16 protein-coding genes are annotated in these 19,718 nt (G+C 56.4%); 14 read left to right on the top strand and 2 right to left on the bottom strand.

Annotation, left to right across the window (positions count from 1 at the left end; all coding sequences use genetic code 11):
- Window positions 1-20 precede the first annotated feature (20 nt).
- From hutW to fdhE, 8 genes are all read left to right on the top strand, one after another.
- Window positions 21-1,334, top strand: coding sequence for a heme anaerobic degradation radical SAM methyltransferase ChuW/HutW (gene hutW, locus ACKQAD_RS03345; protein ID WP_409158838.1), 1,314 nt, complete (start codon window positions 21-23; stop codon window positions 1,332-1,334).
- Between the two features lie 14 nt (window positions 1,335-1,348).
- Window positions 1,349-1,843, top strand: a complete 495-nt coding sequence (gene hutX, locus ACKQAD_RS03340; RefSeq protein WP_409158837.1) for a heme utilization cystosolic carrier protein HutX — start codon at window positions 1,349-1,351, stop codon at window positions 1,841-1,843.
- Window positions 1,840-2,469, top strand: a complete 630-nt coding sequence (locus tag ACKQAD_RS03335) for an NAD(P)H-binding protein (protein WP_409158836.1) — start codon at window positions 1,840-1,842, stop codon at window positions 2,467-2,469. Before hutX ends, ACKQAD_RS03335 begins: the two co-directional genes overlap by 4 nt.
- A gap of 157 nt (window positions 2,470-2,626) precedes the next feature.
- Entirely contained in the window at window positions 2,627-3,103 is a 477-nt protein-coding gene (locus ACKQAD_RS03330; RefSeq protein WP_409158835.1) for a YlaC family protein, read from the top strand.
- Window positions 3,104-3,292: 189 nt separating this feature from the next.
- Window positions 3,293-4,015 carry a glutamine amidotransferase gene (locus ACKQAD_RS03325; RefSeq protein ID WP_409158834.1) on the top strand — a complete coding sequence of 241 codons (723 nt, stop codon included), beginning with the start codon at window positions 3,293-3,295 and terminating at the stop codon, window positions 4,013-4,015.
- A 108-nt stretch (window positions 4,016-4,123) separates the two neighbouring features.
- Entirely contained in the window at window positions 4,124-5,575 is a 1,452-nt protein-coding gene (locus ACKQAD_RS03320) for an aminotransferase-like domain-containing protein (protein WP_409158833.1), read from the top strand.
- 10 nt (window positions 5,576-5,585) lie between these two features.
- Complete coding sequence (locus ACKQAD_RS03315; protein ID WP_409158832.1) at window positions 5,586-5,711, top strand: hypothetical protein; 126 nt, start codon at window positions 5,586-5,588, stop codon at window positions 5,709-5,711.
- A 215-nt stretch (window positions 5,712-5,926) separates the two neighbouring features.
- Window positions 5,927-6,856: a formate dehydrogenase accessory protein FdhE gene (gene fdhE / locus ACKQAD_RS03310; RefSeq protein ID WP_409158831.1), complete on the top strand. Its 930-nt coding sequence runs from the start codon at window positions 5,927-5,929 to the stop codon at window positions 6,854-6,856.
- A gap of 73 nt (window positions 6,857-6,929) precedes the next feature.
- Here the strand turns inward: fdhE and ACKQAD_RS03305 are convergent, their stop codons facing one another.
- Both ACKQAD_RS03305 and ACKQAD_RS03300 read right to left on the bottom strand, forming a co-directional pair.
- Window positions 6,930-7,250, bottom strand: a complete 321-nt coding sequence (locus ACKQAD_RS03305) for a DUF202 domain-containing protein (RefSeq protein WP_409158830.1) — start codon at window positions 7,248-7,250, stop codon at window positions 6,930-6,932.
- Between the two features lie 3 nt (window positions 7,251-7,253).
- Window positions 7,254-7,619 (bottom strand): YidH family protein, encoded by a 366-nt coding sequence (locus tag ACKQAD_RS03300; RefSeq protein WP_409158829.1) that lies wholly within the window; start codon window positions 7,617-7,619, stop codon window positions 7,254-7,256.
- Between the two features lie 227 nt (window positions 7,620-7,846).
- Between ACKQAD_RS03300 and ACKQAD_RS03295 the strand changes: the two genes are divergently transcribed.
- The 6 genes from ACKQAD_RS03295 to ACKQAD_RS03270 all read left to right on the top strand — a co-directional run bounded on the left by ACKQAD_RS03295 (window position 7,847) and on the right by ACKQAD_RS03270 (window position 19,699).
- Window positions 7,847-9,136, top strand: a complete 1,290-nt coding sequence (locus ACKQAD_RS03295; protein WP_409158828.1) for a nitrate- and nitrite sensing domain-containing protein — start codon at window positions 7,847-7,849, stop codon at window positions 9,134-9,136.
- Between the two features lie 659 nt (window positions 9,137-9,795).
- Window positions 9,796-11,055, top strand: coding sequence for a CmpA/NrtA family ABC transporter substrate-binding protein (locus ACKQAD_RS03290; protein ID WP_409158827.1), 1,260 nt, complete (start codon window positions 9,796-9,798; stop codon window positions 11,053-11,055).
- Window positions 11,056-11,067: 12 nt separating this feature from the next.
- Entirely contained in the window at window positions 11,068-11,982 is a 915-nt protein-coding gene (gene ntrB, locus ACKQAD_RS03285; RefSeq protein WP_409158985.1) for a nitrate ABC transporter permease, read from the top strand.
- Between the two features lie 10 nt (window positions 11,983-11,992).
- Window positions 11,993-12,787, top strand: a complete 795-nt coding sequence (locus ACKQAD_RS03280; protein WP_409158826.1) for an ABC transporter ATP-binding protein — start codon at window positions 11,993-11,995, stop codon at window positions 12,785-12,787.
- 19 nt (window positions 12,788-12,806) lie between these two features.
- Window positions 12,807-16,994: a nitrite reductase large subunit NirB gene (nirB, locus tag ACKQAD_RS03275; RefSeq protein ID WP_409158984.1), complete on the top strand. Its 4,188-nt coding sequence runs from the start codon at window positions 12,807-12,809 to the stop codon at window positions 16,992-16,994.
- The gene (locus ACKQAD_RS03270; protein ID WP_409158825.1) at window positions 16,991-19,699 is read left to right on the top strand and encodes a molybdopterin-dependent oxidoreductase; all 2,709 of its coding nucleotides are present in this window, start codon (window positions 16,991-16,993) and stop codon (window positions 19,697-19,699) included. The genes nirB and ACKQAD_RS03270 overlap by 4 nt, the downstream gene beginning before the upstream one ends.
- Window positions 19,700-19,718: the final 19 nt, after the last annotated feature.

Genomic DNA, 19,718 nt, shown 5'->3' with positions numbered 1-19,718 from the left:
TGACTATTTGGGGGCCGTTAATGAACATCGATTTGACGCCGTATTATGCCGAGCCCGGTGAGCAGCCTTTTAGCGCCCGACGTATGGCAATGCCTTGGCGCAACCATGTGCCGCTTTCACCAGAACGGATTCCGGCCGATTGGCAGGCGCTGATGCAGCAAATTGTGCCTGCGCGTAAGCGACTGCTCTATCTGCACATTCCTTTCTGTGCGACGCACTGTACGTTCTGCGGTTTTTACCAGAACAAACTGCGTGATGACAGTACGGCGACTTACACCCGTTATCTGTTGCAGGAATTGGCGATGGAGGCGGACAGCTCGCTGCATCAGTCTGCGCCCATTCATGCGGTATATTTTGGTGGCGGCACGCCAACGGCACTGGCGGCCGATGAACTGTCACAGATCATTCGTGCGATCCGCACCTCTCTGCCGCTGGCACCGGACTGTGAAATCACGGTAGAAGGGCGGGCGATGGATTTTGACGATGAGCGGATCGATGCCTGTCTGGAGGCGGGAGCGAACCGCTTCTCCATCGGGATTCAGACGTTTGATACCCGCATTCGTCAACGTATGGCGCGTACCTCAGATAAACAGCAGTCAATTCGCTTCCTTGAACGCCTGTGTGAGCGAGACAGGGCCGCTGTTGTGTGCGATCTCATGTTCGGCCTGCCGGAACAAACGCCGGAAATCTGGCGCGAAGATCTGGCTATCGTCAGTGATTTACCATTAGATGGCGTCGATCTGTATGCACTGAACCTGTTACCGACCACGCCGCTGGCGAAAGCTGCGGAAAACCAGCGTGTCGTGTTGCCCGATGTGGTTGCCCGCCGTGATTTTTATCGGACTGGCGCGGCATTTCTGGCTGACGCCGGCTGGCATCAGCTTAGCAACAGCCACTGGGCGGGCACCACGCGCGAACGCAATCTGTACAATCTGCTGATTAAACAAGGCGCGGACTGTCTGGCGATGGGGAGTGGCGCGGGCGGCAATATCAACGGGCAAGCCTACATGATGGAACGCAGCCTGGAGCGCTATTACCAGCAGATCGACCAGGGGCAAAAACCGATCATGATGATGACGCCAGCCAGTCCGACCGGGCCGTGGCAGCATCAGCTTCAGGCAGGTATTGAAGTGGGCCGTATCAAGCTGCCTCAACTGACTCGTCATGCCCGTGAACTTCAGCCACTGCTTAGCCAGTGGCATCAGGCCGGATTGACCTGTGACGATTCCACCTGCCTGCGCCTGACCAACGATGGCCGCTTCTGGGCGAACAACCTGATGCAGGCATTACAACAAATTATCCCTCAGCTTGATGCCGAAGAGCATGTGCACTAATCGGAGACGCAACCATGACGTTGAATGAATTACTGGCAACCAACCCTGATGGCACACTGGAAGAGATCGCTGGAAAGTACAATACCTCGCTGTTTGCCGTGGTTGAGGCTTTGCCTGCGGCACAGCGTACCCTGGCGACGGGCGATCGCTTCGATCAGGTGTGGGACACGATTGCGACCTGGGGGGAAGTGACACTCATCAGCCACACGACGGATGCGATTCTGGAATTTAAGAGCGAGCTGCCAACCGGTACGCACCGCCACGGTTACTTTAACCTGCGCGGCAAAAATGGCCTGAGCGGGCATATCCGTGCAACGAGCTGTCAGCACATTGCGTTTATTGAGCGTAAGTTCATGGGGATGGACACGGCGTCCGTGGTGTTCTTTAATGCCAACGGTGCGGCGATGTTTAAAATCTTCCTTGGACGAGACAGCCACCGCCAACTGCTGAGCGCTCAGGTTGAGGCGTTCCGTGCGCTGGCGAGTGAATTACAACCGGAGCGGGTATGACGTGGTTACTTTTCGGCGCGGGCAATGGGGTCGGCGCCTGCTTATTACAGCGAGCTATTGAGTGCGAGCAGGCAGTCGTACTCGTCTTGCGTCATCCTGAACAGGCCAAACACTGGCGTGAGCAGGGAATGACAGTGGTGGAAGGCGATGCCTGCGATCCGGAAACGGTATCGGAAGCCTGTCGTGTGGCGGGCCCTGCTGCCATTGTGGTATCGACGATGGGCGGAGGCACGGTAAATTATCAGGGGCACCGAACGGTGATCGATGGCGCAGAGCAGGCCGGCATCAAGCGTATGCTGCTGGTGACGTCACTGGGTTGCGGCGACAGCTGGCCGCTGTTGTCGTCACGTGCCAGAGCCGCGTTTGGCTTTGCAGTACGTGAGAAGTCGCTGGCGGAAAGTTGGTTGCAGAGCAGCTCGTTGGATCACTGTATTGTGCGTCCCGGCGGCCTGTTGGACGTGGTCGCAACGCACAATGCGCAACTGACGCAAGGCGCTGCGACGTTGGGACTGGTATCACGCTGGGATGTAGCGCTGGCGGTTGATCAACTGCTGCAACAACCGGTGTTTGGCAATCAGATCTATAATCTGATCGATCCCGATCTCACCCTGCCAGCCATTCCGTAATTGCCGTCTTGTCATCAAGGTTGCCGGGATAATCTTTCCCGGCAACAAGCAAACTGTTATTGTCAATCTGTCAAAAACTGTATCTGTTATCTCTTATGTGGCTATGTTCTAATCGACGACAGCAGTGTTGTATTCCTTAAGCATGATGGTGACGACGATGGACGAAGTAAAACGCCTTTTGACCGAAGAGATCGAACGGATTAATCGGGAAGAAAAACGCGACAATAAAATACGTTTCAGCCGCAAATTCATGCAGTCACATCCCTATCTGTTTGCCGCGATGCTGGTGAGCTATGTGCCGGTCGCGATTATCCTCTTTTATGCCCCTTATTTCGGTCTGCCTTACCTGATCGGCTTTACCGTATTCCTGCTGGTGATGACGCTGGCGCTCTCGATGGATATTAACCCGACCTATCGTTTTGAAGACATCGACACGCTGGATTTACGTGTGTGCTACAACGGCGAGTGGTTTACCATCCGTCATGTCTCGCAGGACACGCTGGATAAGCTGCTACGCAATGAGCAGGTACCGTCCGCGGTGAAAGCAGGGATAGAAAAAATTCGGCGTGCGAAAGGCGACGTAGATTTCTATGACGTTTTCTCACTGGCCTATCGCCAACAGCCTTCCATTTAGCTGATTTTCTGCCCTCAAACCGCCCCATTTCGCGATGATCAAATAATGCGCATGGTTTTTCCTATGCGCAGATTTTCATGGTGGCTGGTTTTCATGTAGGCATAGTGCTACGTTCGTTATAAGCAGCGAGCGCCGCATTCTTGTGGTTTTTCAGGTTGATGGTTTTTCAAATACGGGCAGAGCAGGACGATGAACGAAAAGGTATTGCTGGTGATTCAGTTGGGCCAACCGCCGGAAGGCATTGCGTCTCAGGTTGGGCAACAAGGGAAGTGGTTTGCCGATGCGGTGCAGGGTAACACGCAGCCGGTGCAGGTGGTGCGTCCCGATCGTGGCGAGTCGCTCCCACCGTTTGATACGCTGGCGGCGGTGATTATTTCCGGCTCGTGGTCGATGGTCACGGATCGGCTGGACTGGAGCGAATACACCGCGGGTTGGTTGCGCGAGGCGTACTACGCGGAGGTTCCGCTGCTGGGCGTGTGCTATGGGCATCAATTGTTGGCCGATGCGCTGGGCGGCAAAGTAGGGGATAACCCGAACGGCAAGGAAGTCGGTGTTCAGGTTGTGACAACGAATGAAGCCGCAGCACAAGACCCATTACTGCGTGATTATCCGCCGCAGTTTGGCGCTTATCTGACTCACCAGCAGTCCGTGCTGGAACCGCCCGAAGGTGCACAGGTGCTGGCGGGCTCAGAGATGGATGGCTGCCAGATTATCCGCTATAGCGATAACGTCTTGACCGTGCAATTCCACCCAGAATTCAGCGCGGACATCATGCTGACGTGCCTGCGGCATAATGAGGCGGCGCTGCGACAGGGCGGCTGGGATGTCGATCGGATGATGGACATCCCGCAGGAGCCTGTCTGGGCGCGCAAGATTCTGCTGGATTTTGTACAACGCTACGCGGCGAACTAGCCCTCGAACAACGCGTTATGCGCGATAAAACGTCCTTCTCTATCGTTACTTATTGGTGACGATAGAGCCAAGAATAATGACCGCTTCACCCAGCGAAATCGTAGCGCTATGGCAAAGTTTGAACAGCTCGCTCACCAGATCCGTGAGCAGCTTCAGGAAGGGATTTGGCAGCCGGGCGACAAACTGCCCTCGCTGCGGGAGAAATCACTGCATTCGGGTATGAGCCTGATGACCGTGCTGCACGCGTATCAGTTGCTGGAAAGTCAGGGATTGATTGTGTCGCGTCCACAGTCGGGGTATTACGCGGCACCACAGCTGTCAGCACTACCCGCAGATAGCCTGCATTCGCCCGTGGGGCAGGAGCGCGTGCAGCTTACCGAGGATGTGGACGTCAACGCGTTTATTTTTGACGTGCTTCAAGCCAGCAAAGATCCGGCGGTGATGCCGTTCGGATCGGCGTTTCCCGATCCGCAGCTCTTTCCACAGCGCCAGTTAACGCGCTCGCTGGCCTCGGTAGCGCGTCATATGCAGCCACACAGCGCGCTGGATAATTTGCCGCCGGGTAATGAGAGCCTGAGGAAGAACATCGCCCAGCGCTATGCGTCACAGGGGATCGCCGTTTCGCCTGATGAAATTGTGATCACAGCGGGCGCGATGGAATCCCTTAATCTCAGTCTTCAGGTGCTGACGGAACCGGGCGATTACGTGGTGATCGAATCTCCCGCGTTTTATGGCGCGCTACAGGCGATTGAACGTCTTAAACTCAAGGCCATTGCCATTGCGACCGATCCGCAACAGGGTATCGACCTTGATGCATTACAGCAGGCGCTGAATGACTACCCGATCAAAGCCTGCTGGCTGATGACCAATTTTCATAACCCGCTCGGTTGCACGTTGTCCTGGGAGAAGAAACAGCGGCTGGTGGCGATGCTGGAAAAACATGGCGTCGGGCTGGTAGAAGATGATGTCTACAGCGAGCTTTACACGGGGCTGCAACGCCCGCTGCCCGCGAAGGCATTGGATAAAAAAGGGACAATTCTGCACTGTTCTTCGTTTTCTAAAAATCTGGTGGCAGGGTTCCGCATCGGCTGGGTGGCGGCAGGGCGTTATGCGGGAAATATTCAGCGTTTACAGCTGATGAGTACATTATCAACCAGCGCCCCTATGCAACTGGCGATTGCGGATTATCTGGCAACCAGCAGCTATGATAGCCATCTGCGCCGCTTACGGCGGGCGCTGGAGCAGCGCAAACATGCTGCATTACAGTCACTACGCCGACACTTTCCGGGCGACGTCCGCATTAATCATTCGCAAGGCGGTTATTTTCTTTGGCTGGAACTGCCTGAAGGCGTCAGCAGCACGGAGCTATACCGCCGAGCGTTGATGCGGGGCATCAGCATTGCGCCGGGGAAAATGTTCACGGCCAGCGACAAATACGATTGCTACTTCCGTTTCAACGCCTCTTATGGCTGGGACGAGCGCTGCGAACACAGCGTGATCGTATTGGCATCGCTGATTCGGGCGCTGATAGGTGAGTGTTTGGCGCGCTCATCCCTTTAGAGGTGTGGAGATGTGTGCCATTTTTCTGCTACTGTTTCCGCCATGGTGGAAGGTGACGGCATTGATGGCGAAAAACAGCCATAACCTTGCCGGAAATCAGGAAGTCGTCAGGCACGATACGTATAATCCCGGTTAAAGGTGAGCGATACCCGAATGCTGATCATTTAAGCTCGTTTTTAGGGGAAACACAGGGGGAGGTTCCCGCAGGGAGGCCTCACCCCTGTGGTCGCCCCGAGTATCTCGATCTTTAAGCGATTGGCATTAGCGATTATACCCAGACCGCGCTGGCGGCCTTCCTGCACCCCGACATCTATCGGATAGACAACGTAAACAACAGGAAAAACCACCCTGATGAGTATTCGTATTGTTCCTCAGGAACAGCTAGAACAGAATGAAAAATCAACGTCGGAAGGGCATATTCCTCCTCTGCTTTTTGCCAATCTAAAAAGCCTGTACAGTAGCCGCGCGGAGCGTCTGCGTCAGCTCGCTGAAGATCACCCGCTGGGGGATTACCTTACCTTCGCCGCGGGCGTGGTGGAAGCACAGCAGAAGGTGCTGCATGATCATCCGTTGCAGCTTGATTTGAGTGACGTGCTGCAACAATCCGGCGAACGTCCGCCGCTCGATATCGCGGTATTTCCGCGTGATGCACATTGGCACACGCTGCTGCGTGCGCTGATTGAAGAATTGAAACCGGATACCAGCGGACAGGTATTATCCACGCTGGAGAATCTGGAAAAAACCTCACAGCAGGAGCTGGAAGAGCAGGCTACCGCGCTGCTGCAACACGAATTTCGTGCTGAAAACAATGATAAAGCCCCATTCATCTGGGCGGCGTTGTCGCTTTTCTGGGCTCAGATGGCAAGCCTTCTGCCCGGCAAAGCGCATGCGGTACCCGGCGAACACCGCCAGTTCTGCCCCGTGTGCGGCAGTATTCCGGTATCGGGCGTGGTGCAGTTAGGCACGTCCAGCGGACTGCGTTATCTGCACTGTAATCTGTGCGAGAGCGAATGGCACATGGTGCGGGTGAAATGCAGCAACTGTGAAGCGTCGAGCGAACTCAACTACTGGTCGCTGGATAGCGAAAATTCCGCAATCAAAGCGGAAAGCTGCGGCCACTGCGGCACGTATCTGAAGCTGCTATATCAGGAAAAAGATCACCGTGTGGAAGCCGTTGCCGACGATCTGGCTTCGCTGGTGCTGGATGTGAAAATGGAGGAAGAAGGCTTTTCTCGCAGTAGCATCAATCCCTTCCTGTTCCCGGAAAGTTCGATCGAATAGCCAGCCTAAGCGGTGAAGTGCGTTTGGGCTTCACCGCCTTTCTTCAAAAAAAAAGATTATATAAAGCCAGGGCTTACCACACGCCGCTGAAATGCAGCAGCAAGAGCAGTGCGGTGAGCACAAGGGACGACGATGTGAGTATGATCAGCTCGTGGCTGGCGCGTGACAGTACCGACTGGCAACGGGCGTTAAGACGATAGCGTAGAATCGCCAGTATCGACATCAGGGCAGCAACGCACAAGAGCAGGATGGCGCAGGCAAACACCACACGGCTGCTGTCCACTATGCTCAGACGAAAACACAGCAGGCTGTTGACCAGCATCACAAACAGTGTGCGTGACCAGGCCATGCCGGTTCGCTGTGGTTGTAACCCTGGATCGCGCGTCGTTTCCATGTGTTACCCGAACAGAATCATAGCGGCAAGCGCGATGGCAATAAGGGTGATAAACAGCGTCACGATCAGCAACATCGGCGTATACGGCATATCGTTTTCCTGCCGCATTGCTTTCTCATTGCTGACCCAACGACGATAGGCCAGAGCGCCGAGCAGCGCGGCGCAGACGACCAGCAACAGAGCCAGCCCTTGACGCACCAGCGGATCGATATGAACGGTAAATTGATCGATACCGACCGCACCCGCGAGAAACGCCAGCGCGGTGCGAATCCATGCAAGAAAGGTGCGTTCATTCGCTAATGAAAAACGGTAGTCCGGGGTTTTCCCCTGACGCCACCACGGGGCTTTGTCCTGTCTGGGGGTTGTCATATCGTCGTCTGATGTCAGGTTAAAGAAAGTACCCGATTGGGGCGCTGCGTCTGCATTCTCGCGCCCGAGGCGGATATCGTCTGCCCGATTGTATCAGCGATAGCGGTATCCAGGCTGAATATTAAACAGAGATCGGCATGTGTTGCTGCTTTTTTCCTGTTGATGCGTGAGGTAACTGGCGTGCTAATTGCATCTTTCTGAATGTGCTTTTTTCAGGAGAGACATTGATGGTGGCGGAGCCTTCAACGACAATTCGATTTTTACTTGCCTCGCGCCAGTGTGAGTTGAACAGCCTGCGCTACCTGCTGCAAAGTGGTGAACTGGTGGGAAAAATCAGCCAGCTCGTGCATCTATTGCAGCGCGAACGAGGAACGGCCAACCTGTTTCTTTGTTCTGATGGCCGATTTTTCGCAGACGAACTGGTGCTACGTGAGAAAGATGTGCAGACGGCGCAGACGCACTTGATGACGCATCTGGCTGGATTGGAAAAAATGACGGCGGAATTGCCGCAGGCAAGCCGCTTATTCAGCCGTGTCGCTAGCGTAGTCTATGCGCTGAGCCTGCTTCCCGCACTGCGCCAGCAGATCCGCCAGCGTCTGCTGCCTCAGCCACAGGCCATGACATTTTTCAACGACATTGTCCGCAACCTGCTGGCGCTGGTTTTTGAAGTGTCGGATACGGCAGCTGATCCGGGAATTTCCCGCGCGTTGATTGCCATGTTCAGCTTTATGCAGGGGAAAGAGTTGGCAGGACAGGAGCGTGCGGTTGGTGCGGCGGCTTATGGTGCGGGCAGCGTTGATGAAGAAACCCGACAAAAGTTGCTGGATTTGATTGAACGACAGGAGCGCTGTTTTGATACCTTCCTGAATTTTAGCGATGAAGAAAACCAGCAGCGCTGGAATGCTATTGCGATAGACAGCGAATTTGAGCGCCTGCGCCGCATTGTGTGCACCCGCAGCCCAATAGAAAAGCTATCAGAAGCCGACAGCCTACACTGGTTTTCGATTGCCACGCGGCGCATCGATGAAATGAAACAGATGGAAGATGAGCTGGAGCTGACGCTGATGCAGCGCTGCCGTACCCGTATTGCGGCTGCGGAGAAGGCATGCAGCGATCAGCGAGCGGATCTCGAAGAACTGATGGCGCAGCAGGAGAAGGGCGATCCTGGCTATTCGATATTTATCGCTGGTCACGATGTGGAAGGGCAGAGTGCGCCTTCCGGCTGGCTGCACAGTGATGGCGTCAGCCCACAACTGGGACGTTCGCTGCTGTCGCTGGTGCAACAACAGTCGCGGCGCTTACAGGCGCAAGATCATGAATTAGCCGCGCTGCGAGCTACCTTAAATGAAAGAAAACAGATCGACCGTGCGAAGGGCTTGCTGATGCAGCACCGCGGATTAAGTGAAGAAGAGGCCTACAAAACCCTGCGCCGCATGGCGATGAGCCAGAATAAAAAGCTGATCGACATCGCCACCGCGATGCTCGCGGTAGCCGATGTATTCGGGGATACCCTTTAAGAGGTATATGCACATGAACTGTGCGTGTTCTGCCAGTTGGCGGTGCAAGGAGTGCCCTCGTGGGAGGTAAAATAACGGAGTACCAGAAGTATGAGGTGGTTTCGTGCGTAGCTGGTTCTCTCTGTCGTTGTGTTGTGATGAGCGTAAATAACGCTGAAGAAAAAACAGGCTTAGGATGAGCGGCAGGGAAGCCGCGAAAGCCGTTGCCGCGTCGGGAACGCGTCAACGGCGGTCCGTTAAGAGGCTGTTTTTTCTGAAGGTATCGCGTAGCGACGTTATTTCTCGCGAAAAAGCCACGTGTCACGGGGCGGCGGCGACTGAGCGCCCCGTGTCGGGCGCGTGCTACGACGTAGCATAGAAATGGCAATATTCTCGCGCACGAAATAATCACCATAAATTACATGTGGTTACCGAAATTTTAGTTCACCTTTCGATTAAACCATTCCCCTCGGCAATATGTAAAACTGTGATAACTGGCACAACCCTTGCTTTAACTTATGAGCAATAACCAAACATTCATAATGCGTTTCGTGCCAACGGCGGTGCGGAAGGTGTTAATCGGACAACGGCGTCCATAAGCGTGCAAATTCTGCATGGGCTTGTGGACGCCGTTTTTGTTTTTACCGCCTGAAAAGGTGTTTTGCGCAAGGGTGCCGTTGATGAGTGATTCCAAAACCAAAAGCATGACCGTCTCTCGCCGCCAGTTTCTGTTGGGGAGTGCTGCACTGGGAGGCAGTCTGATGCTGCCAGGGTTGATGAATAGCGCGTGGGCCGCGGGTTCCGACGCGCCGGAGAAAAAGGAAATCCGGGTCGGTTTTATCCCGTTGACGGACTGCGCCTCGGTCGTAATGGCGGCAGTCAAAGGTTTCGATAAGAAATACGGCATCACGATTTTTCCCAGCAAGGAAGCCAGTTGGGCGGCGGTACGCGACAAACTGGTGTCGGGCGAGCTGGACGCGGCACATATTCTGTATGGTCAGCTGTACGGCCTGCAAATGGGGCTGTCCGGTGCGCAGAGCAACATGGCGGCATTGATGACGCTCAACCAGAACGGACAAGGGATCACGCTGGCAAACCAACTGCGTGAAGCCAACGTCACGGATCTCGCTGCGTTGCAAAAATATATTGCCGCCAGCCCAGCGGGCACGCACACCTTCGCGCAAACCTTCCCGACCGGTACGCACGCCATGTGGCTCTACTACTGGCTGGCCTCCGCCGGAATTCACCCGTTGAATGACGTGCGCACCGTGGTGGTGCCGCCACCGCAAATGGTGATGAACATGAAAATTGGCAACATGGTCGGCTACTGCGTTGGCGAGCCGTGGAACCAGCGTGCCATCAGCGAAAAAATCGGCTTTACTGCCGCCACCTCGCAGGATATTTGGCCGGATCATCCAGAAAAAGTACTGGGTACTCGTGCCGATTGGGCGAATGCCAACCCGAACAGCGCCCGTGCGCTGACTGCCGCAATTCTCGATGCGTCGCGCTGGATTGACGCCTCGGACGATAACCGCCGCGAAACAGCAGGCGTCGTTGCCGGACGTGCGTACATCAATGCCAAAGAAGACACCATCGTCGGACGCATGCTGGGGCAGTACGAAAACGGACTGGGGAAAAGCTGGAAAGACGAGCACGCAATGCGTTTCTACCACGGCGGTTCCGTGAACTACCCGTACCTGTCCGACGGCATGTGGTTCCTCACCCAGCACAAACGCTGGGGCTTACTCACCGAAGCGCCGGATTATCTGGCCGTCGCGAAGCAGGTTAACCGCATTGATATCTACAAGCAGGCGGCCGAGGCTGTGGGGAGTGTGCCGTTGCCTGGTAGCGACATGCGCAGCAGCGTGCTTATCGATGGACGCCGCTGGGATGGTAGCGATCCAGCGGGGTATGCCAACAGTTTTAGCGTGAAGAAATAAGTGAGGTTGATGATGAAAAACCAGGCCCGAATCATCCCGATTGCTGCGGATAACGCCCCGGAAACGGTACACAGCGCTGAAATTATGCCGCTGCCAACCAAACCGGCGACACCTGAAAAAGCACCGGCAACATCGGCTTTCGCCTACCGACCGCTGTTGCGTAAGCTGTTTCAGTCGCTTTTCCCTGCGGTATTGGGGCTGGGTTTGCTGATTACCGTTTGGCAGATTGCTGCGCTCAACAGCGAGAACTTTCCGACGCCGTGGACGACCTGGCTTGCGGCGCTCAGCCTCTTCGCCGATCCGTTTTATATCGCCGGGCCAAACGATCAGGGCATTGGCTGGAACGTTCTGGCCTCGCTGCAACGTGTCGGTATCGGTTTTGGACTGGCGGCGCTGGTCGGCATTCCCACGGGTTTCCTGATCGGTCGTTTTACCTTTCTGGCCAACATGCTTAACCCGATCATTTCGCTGCTGCGTCCGGTCAGTCCGCTGGCGTGGTTGCCTATCGGGCTGCTGCTGTTCCAGCGCGCGGAACCGGCATCGAGCTGGACCATTTTCATCTGTTCCATCTGGCCGATGATCCTCAACACCGCCGAAGGCGTGCGACGCATCCCACAGGATTACCTGAACGTGGCGCGGGTCCTGAAGCTCTCCGAATTCACCATCATGCGCAAAATCCTGCTGCCTGCGGTGCTGCCTAACGTGTTGACCGGCGCGCGCCTGTCGATTGGCGTCGCCTGGCTGGTGATTGTGGCCGCGGAGATGTTGACGGGCGGCGTCGGTATCGGCTTCTGGATTTGGAATGAGTGGAACAACCTGAATGTAGAAAACATCATCATCGCCATCGTAGTGATTGGCGTTATCGGTCTGCTGCTTGAGCAGGGACTGGTGTGGATTGCTAACCGTTTCAGCTATGACAACCGCTAAGGAGCCGACGATGCGTACAACACCGATTATTCAAGTGCAACAGGTGAGCCAGCGTTTCAATACCGCCAGCGGTGAGTTTCTGGCACTGGATCAGGTGAGTTTTGATATTCACACCGGTGAGACGATCAGCCTGATCGGCCACTCTGGCTGCGGTAAATCTACGTTATTGAATCTGATTGCTGGCCTGACGCTGCCGAGCAGCGGCGGCTTGTTGTGCGACAACCGTGAAATCGACGGCCCAGGGCCAGAGCGTGGCGTGGTATTTCAGAACCACTCGCTGCTACCGTGGTTGACCACCTACGAAAACGTCGCGTTGGCGGTACGCCAGGTATTTCGCGGGCAGATGAACAAGCACGAGATGCATGAATGGATTACCCACAATCTGGAACTGGTGCACATGGGGCATGCGCTGAATAAGCGGCCGAATGAAATCTCCGGCGGAATGAAACAGCGTGTGGGGATTGCCCGTGCGCTGGCCATGAAGCCGAAAGTGCTGCTGATGGATGAACCGTTCGGCGCGCTGGATGCGCTCACCCGCGCACATCTTCAGGATGCGGTGATGGAGATTCAGCAGCGGTTGCAAACCACGATTGTGCTGATTACGCACGATGTCGACGAAGCGGTGCTGTTATCGGATCGCGTGCTGATGATGACCAACGGCCCGGCGGCGACGATTGGTGAAATCATGGCGGTCGAGTTGGAACGCCCGCGTTCGCGCGTCTCGCTGGCTGACGATCCACGCTATCACCACTACCGCCAACAGGTGCTGCATTTCTTATATGAAAAACAGTCGAAAGCAGCCTGACCGCGAGATCGGAACGATGATGAAACCGCATCTGATTGTGATTGGTAATGGGATGGCGAGTGCGCGATTTGTCGATACGTTGCGGCAACTGGCTGCGATACGCTACCGCATCACTGTGATTGGTGATGAACCGCGCACCAGCTACAACCGCATTCTGCTGTCGCCGGTATTGGGCGGTGAAAAGGCGTTCGTGGATACCCTGCTGATGCCTGCGGCTATCGACGATGATGCGGCGCTGCCAGTGAATTATCTGCTGGGTGAGCGGGTAACCCATATCGATCGCCAGCAGCGTGAGGTGACAACGACCCACCGGCAACTGCATTACGATCATCTTGTACTGGCGACTGGCTCCACACCGTTTATGCCACCGATGCCCGGTATCGATCTGGCGGGCGTGTGCGGCTTCCGCACGCTGGATGACGTTGAGCTGATGTTGATGACGATTCGCCAGTCCGTTCCTGCGGTGGTGATTGGCGGAGGTTTGCTCGGCATTGAAGCGGCGGCTGCGCTGAGACTGCGCGGTGCCGACGTCACCTTATTGCACCGCACCCCGATTCTGATGGAGCGTCAGTTGGATGCGACGGCAAGCGATCTGTTGTGCGTCAGCCTGCGTGAGCGTGGTATTGCCTGCGAGACGGATGTGCAGGTTGCGGCGCTGCACGGTGATGAACATGGCGTAACGGCTGTCGCTCTGGCGGATGGCCGCACGATCCCAGCCGGGCTGGTGGTGGTGACGGCGGGCGTGATTCCCGCCAGCCAACTGGCACGCGAGTGTGGCTTGCCTTGTAACCGCGGCATTCTGGTGGACGGACAGCTGCAAACTGCCGACCCGTGCATCAGCGCGATTGGCGAATGCTGTGAACTCAATGGTGAAACTTTCGGGCTGGTTGCCCCATGTTTCGCCCATGCCACGCTGGCGGCACAGCGCCTGGCCGGACACGCGCCGAAAGATTATCAGCGTGAGCAAGCGGCGACGCGGCTGAAAGTCACGGGAATTGGCGTGGTCAGCGGCGGCGATATTAACGTGGCACCGGATGATGAGGTGTACACCCTGTTTGATCCGCAGACGCAGCACTACCGTCGTCTGCTCGTTCGCGACGGGCGGCTGAGCGGCGTCCTGCTGTATGGCGACACTGACGACAGCCAGCGTCTGCTGGCCGCGATGGATAGCATCACTGAAGGCGAGAGGCTTCTGCCTGCCTCGCTGCTTTTCGGTCTTTCTTCCTCCGATTCTGACCCACAGCCTGAAGCTGTAAGGATTCCTGTCATGAGCAAACCGATTTTGGTGGTCGTCGGCCACGGTATGGTCGGCCACTATTTTCTTGAACAACTGGTCGAGCGCGACCTGCATCGGCACTACCATATCGTCGTCTTTGGCGAAGAACGTCATGAAGCCTATGACCGCGTTCATCTCTCCGAGTATTTTTCCGGCCGCAGCGCCGCCTCTTTATCGCTGGTAAAAGACGGCTTTTTTGCCGAGAGCGGTATTGAGCTACGCAGCGCCAGCGAGATCGTGGCTATCGATCGGGAACGTCAATGCGTGTGCGATGCACAGGGCAGAGAAACCGCCTACGACAAACTGGTGCTGGCGACGGGGTCTTATGCCTTTGTTCCGCCGATTCCCGGCAACACGCGCCCCGGCTGTCTGGTCTATCGTACATTGGACGATCTGGATGCGATTGCGGCACAGGCGAAAAAGGCTAAGTCCGGTGTGGTGATTGGGGGGGGATTACTGGGGCTGGAAGCGGCAAACGCCCTGCGTCAACTGGGGCTGGATACGCATGTAGTGGAGTTTGCACCGCGCCTGATGGCGGTACAACTGGATGATGGTGGTGCCGCCATGCTGCGGCGCAAGATTGAAGCACTGGGCGTACAGATTCATGTCAGCAAAGAAACACGGGAAATTACTGACGGCGAGCAGGCGTTGCATCGCCTCTGTTTTGCTGACGGCAGCGTATTGGAAACTGATTTGGTGCTGTTTTCCGCCGGGATTCGTCCGCGTGACAAACTGGCGGATAGCTGTGATTTAGAGAAAGGGCCACGCGGCGGCATTGTGATTGACGATCAATGCCAGACGTCGGATGACGCGATTTTCGCCATTGGCGAGTGCGCACTGTGGAAAGGGCAGATTTTTGGACTGGTGGCGCCGGGCTACCAGATGGCACGCAGCGTGGCTGACACGCTGGCACAGCGCGATACGCCATTTACCGGCGCAGACATGAGCACCAAGCTGAAGCTGCTGGGCGTTGACGTCGCCTCGATTGGCGATGCGCACGGGCGCACAGCGGGCAGCCAAAGCTACCAGTGGACGGACGGCCCAAACGAGATCTACAAGAAAATTGTCGTCTCTGCTGACGGCAAGCGTTTACTGGGGGCGGTATTGATTGGCGACAGCAGCGATTACAGCACGCTGCTGCAAATGATGCTTAACGATATGCCGTTGCCTAAACAGCCAGAAAGCCTGATTTTGCCTGCACGCTCTGGCGATGCGCCAAAAGGGCTGGGTGTCGCGGCGTTACCCGCCAGCGCACAGATTTGTTCCTGTCACAACGTCAGCAAGGGCGATATTTCGGCGGCCGTGGCGGGCGGCTGCGGCGAACTGGGCGCGCTGAAAACCTGCACTAAAGCGGGAACGGGCTGTGGCGGCTGTGTACCGTTGCTTAAGCAGGTGATGGAGTATGAACTGGCGCAGTTGGGCGTCGAAGTGAAAAAGGATATTTGTGAGCACTTCGCCTATTCGCGTCAGGAGTTGTACCACCTGATTCGCGTGCATGAGATTCGCTCGTTCGACAGCCTCCTTGCGCGTTACGGCCACGGTTTAGGCTGTGAAGTGTGTAAGCCGTTGGTGGGGTCAATACTGGCATCCTGCTGGAATGACTATCTACTGCAACCGCAACATCTGCCGTTGCAGGATACCAACGATCGTTTCTTCGCCAACATCCAAAAAGACGGCACCTATTCCGTGGTGCCGCGCGTGCCGGCGGGCGAGATCACGCCGGAAGGACTGATCGCCATCGGGCAGGTCGCGCAGCGCTATAACCTGTACACCAAGATCACCGGCGGTCAGCGGGTGGACTTATTCGGTGCGCGGTTGGAACAGCTACCAGCGATCTGGCGTGAGCTGATCGATGCCGGATTTGAAACCGGCCATGCCTACGGCAAATCGCTGCGTACCGTGAAATCCTGCGTGGGATCGACCTGGTGCCGCTACGGCGTGCAGGATTCCACCGGGCTGGCGATTCAACTGGAGCACCGTTACAAGGGGCTGCGTTCACCGCATAAGATAAAAATGGCGGTGTCTGGTTGTACCCGCGAATGTGCAGAAGCACAGAGCAAAGATATCGGCGTGATTGCCACCGATAAAGGCTGGAATCTCTACGTGTGTGGCAATGGCGGCATGAAACCGCGCCATGCGGATCTCTTCGCCAGCGATCTGGATACGGAAACCCTGCTGCGCACTATCGATCGGGTCTTGATGTTCTATATCCGCACCGGCGATCGCCTCCAGCGTACCAGTACCTGGATGGATAATCTTGAAGGCGGTATCGACTATCTGCGCGAGGTGATTCTGGAAGACAGTCTGCATATCGGCGAAGAGTTAGATAAAGAGATGCAACGCGTAGTGGAGGCCTACCAGTGTGAATGGCAAACCACGCTGGAAAGCCCGGAACGTCTGGCGCTATTCCGTGGCTTCCTGAACAGCGATAGCCCGGATGAAGCGGTGGTGATGGTGCCGGAACGTGGACAGATTCGTCCGGCGCAGGATCATGAGAAAGCGGCATCGCCAGAACCGGTTGCTCTGAAACCCGCCGCGCATGAGGCGGAGTGGGTACAGGTGGCGATGCTGGGCGATATCCCACGTCATGCCGGTATGGCGGCGCGCCTCGGACAGCAGCAAATCGCGCTGTTCCATCTGCCGGGGAGCGAGCAGCAGGTGTACGCGCTGGAAAACCATGAACCGGGCAGCGGAGCGAATGTGTTGTCCCGTGGGCTGATCGGCGATGTGGCGGGTGAACCGGTGGTGATTTCTCCGTTGTACAAGAAGCGCTTCAAGCTGCGGGATGGTGTGAGCCCGGATGACAGTGCACTATACGTGCGTGCCTGGCCGGTTCGTGTGGAAGACGACGAGATTTGGGTATGCCGTCAACCGCTGGCCGTACCTGAAAGCGTCGGTCTGGCAGACGCTGCGATGGCGAAAGCATCATGACCGCGCGCGTCTGTCGGACAACCTGCCCGTATTGTGGCGTCGGCTGTGGCGTGCTGGCAGAACGCGACGAGCAAGGCGCGATAACGATCAGCGGCGATCCGATGCACCCGGCGAATTTGGGGCGTCTGTGCGTCAAAGGTTCCGCGCTGGGGGAAACGCTGGACTTGAAAGGTCGTCTGCTGTGGCCGCTGGTGGAAGGGCGGCGCGTTAGCTGGGAACAAGCGCTTGATACGGTAGCCGAACGGTTGCTGGCGACTATGCAACAACACGGCCCGCAGTCGGTGGCGTTTTATGGTTCAGGTCAGTTGCTGACGGAGGATTACTACGTTGCCAACAAGCTGATGAAGGGCTTTATTGGCGTCGCCAATATGGATACCAATTCGCGCCTGTGCATGGCGTCGGCGGTGATTGGCTATAAGCGTGGGCTGGGAGCGGACGCCGTTCCCTGTAGTTATGAAGACATCGAACTAGCGGATGTGGTGGTGCTTGTCGGTTCTAATACTGCCTGGGCACATCCGGTGGTGTATCAGCGGCTGGCACAGGCGAAACAGCAGCGGCCGCAGATGCAGGTGGTGGTGATTGATCCCCGACGTACCGCCACCTGCGATATCGCCGATCTGCATTTACCGCTGCAACCTGGCAGCGATGCAGGGCTGTTTAACGGCCTGCTGCATTGGATTGCACAGGATTCGCGTATCGATATCGATGAATTGGCGGAGCGTTTTTCCGGTGTGGAAGCGGCATTACAGTCAGCACATTCATGGTCGGTGGGACAGGTAGCAGATTTCTGTCAGTTGGATGAAGCCGATATCGCACGTTTTTATCATCTGTTTAACACGAGCGAAAAGGTGGTCACGCTCTATTCACAGGGCATTAATCAGTCATCCTCGGGCAGCGATAAATGTAATGCGATTATCAATGTCCATCTGCTGAGCGGCAAAATCGGTGTATCGGGTTCAGGCCCGTTTTCGATAACCGGACAGCCAAATGCGATGGGCGGGCGGGAAGTCGGTGGGCTAGCCAATCAGCTTGCCAGCCACATGGGTTTCACGCCACAGGATATTGAGCGCGTGGGGCGCTTTTGGCAAAGCGATAACGTCGCGACACAGCCCGGTCTGAATGCGGTGGACCTGTTTCGCGCCGTTGAACGTGGCGAGGTTAAAGCCGTGTGGGTGATGGGCACCAATCCGGTGGTGTCGATGCCAGATGCTGACCGGGTGAAGCAGGCACTGGAGCGCTGCCCGCTGGTGATCGTCTCCGAGATAATGCGTTATACCGACACTGCGAAAACCGCCGATATCTTATTACCCGCACTGGGGTGGGGAGAAAAAGACGGTACGGTGACCAATTCCGAACGCCGGTTGTCTCGTCAGCGTGCCTTTCTGTCTGCGCCGGGGGAGGCCAAAGCCGACTGGTGGATCCTGAGCCAGGTGGCGCAGCGTATGGGGTTTGCCGCAGCATTTTCCTATCAGCATCCGGCAGATATCTTTCGTGAACATGCGGCGCTATCTGGATTTGAGAATAACGGCAGTCGGGCGTTTGATATCAGCGGGCTGGCGACGCTCAGTAATCAGCAGTGGCAGCAGTTGGAACCGATACAGTGGCCGGTGAATGCGGCATTTCCACGCGGACGTGCCCGGCTGGGTGACGATGGCAGATTCTGGCATACCGATGGCAAAGCACATCTGGTGGCGGTCACCCCGTCGCAGCCCCAAAGCCTGTGGAGTGAGGCATACCCGCTGGTGCTGAACACCGGGCGTATTCGCGATCAGTGGCACACCATGACGCGTACCGGTAAAGCCGCCCGGCTGATGCGTCATATCAGTGAACCTTACTGCGAACTGCACCCGCAGGATGCACAAACGCATGATATTCAGGCGGGCGATCTGGTACGCCTGTCGTCGGCGCACGGCTGGATGCTGGCGCGGGCACGGATTGACGCCGGACAGGCGCGTGGCAGCGTATTTGTGCCGATGCACTGGAACCAGCAGTTCAGCGCACAGGCGCGGGTTGACAGTCTAGTCGCGCCGATTACCGATCCCCATTCCGGCCAGCCGGAAAGCAAGCACAGCCGGGTACGTATCCAACCCTGGCATACCGCCTGGCAGGCCACGCTATTTTTTGCCGATGAATCGGTTTTAGCGCCATTAACATTACCGACAGAGCATGACGTTCTGCCGCCGCCTGCCACCTATTGGTGCAAGATTCCTCATGAGGGCGTAACGCAGTACCTGTTAGCCGACCGCGTGCTGGTAGATGACTGGCAGGCATGGCTGACTGAACAGTATGGTCTGGAGAACATGCAGTGTCAGATTGCACAAGGCAAGGGAATATTTCACCTGATTGGCTGGCGTGATGGCCGCGTAGTGCTGGCCTGCTATGTCAATGTAAAGGCGCTGCGCATTGACAGCGATGCGGTGTGTCAGGCGTTTATCCATCCACCGCAGCTACCGCACGAGCGCCATGCGCTGTTGGCGGGTCAGGCTCCGCAGGGACAGACGAAGCAAGGCGCGACGATTTGCAGTTGCTATAGCGTCGGTGAAGACATCATTGTTGGCGCGATTCGTAAGGGGTGCCACAGCGTGGCGGCGTTAGGCGGCGCGCTGAAATGCGGCACCAACTGCGGTTCCTGTATCCCCGAACTGAAGGCGTTATTGAGTCAGCACGTACCAATAACGATCAATGAATTGAAGAAAGCAGGTTGAGCGCTACGGCGTAATGAGG

Source organism: Pectobacterium artocarpous (assembly GCF_046159765.1).
GTDB lineage: Bacteria > Pseudomonadota > Gammaproteobacteria > Enterobacterales > Enterobacteriaceae > Pectobacterium.
Note: the sequence above shows the minus strand (reverse complement) of the source record. Positions and strands in the feature narration are given on the sequence as shown.